Source organism: Pseudomonas sp. Fl5BN2 (genome assembly GCF_009908205.1).
Lineage (GTDB): Bacteria > Pseudomonadota > Gammaproteobacteria > Pseudomonadales > Pseudomonadaceae > Aquipseudomonas.
Genome location: NZ_JAAARL010000080.1, coordinates 1 through 430, shown reverse-complemented (window position 1 = coordinate 430; position 430 = coordinate 1). Strand labels below are relative to the sequence as shown.

Here is a 430-nt window from a genome sequence, read left to right as displayed (position 1 = left end):
GAGCAGGCAGCCCTGCACAATCAGCCACTGACCGTGCGCTGGGCCTGCCTGCTGCATGATCTGGGCAAAGGGCTTACACCTGAAAAGGACTGGCCAAGACACATTGCCCACGAGCACAAAGGGCTGCGCCTGATCAAAGCGGTCAACGAGCGCTACAAAGTGCCGCGCGACTGTCAGGAACTGGCACTCCTTGTGGGCGAATATCACACCCACGGCCACCGCGCTCTGGAACTCAAGGCATCAACGCTACTGGAACTGCTGCAGCGTTTTGACGTATATCGTCGACCGCAGCGTTTTGAGGAGTTTATCGTAGCCTGCGAGATGGACGCCAAAGGGCGCCTGGGACTGGAGAATCGCCCGTATCCACAGGCCGATTACCTGCGCGGTGCTGCCAAGGCTGCCCAGGCCGTGGCCGTCCAGCCTTTACTTG

The 430-nt window shown here is 60.0% G+C and carries 1 protein-coding gene; it reads left to right on the top strand.

Annotation, left to right across the window (positions count from 1 at the left end; all coding sequences use genetic code 11):
• The coding region (locus GV819_RS32655; protein WP_161760122.1) for an HD domain-containing protein at nt 1–430 on the top strand (430 nt) is incomplete at both ends.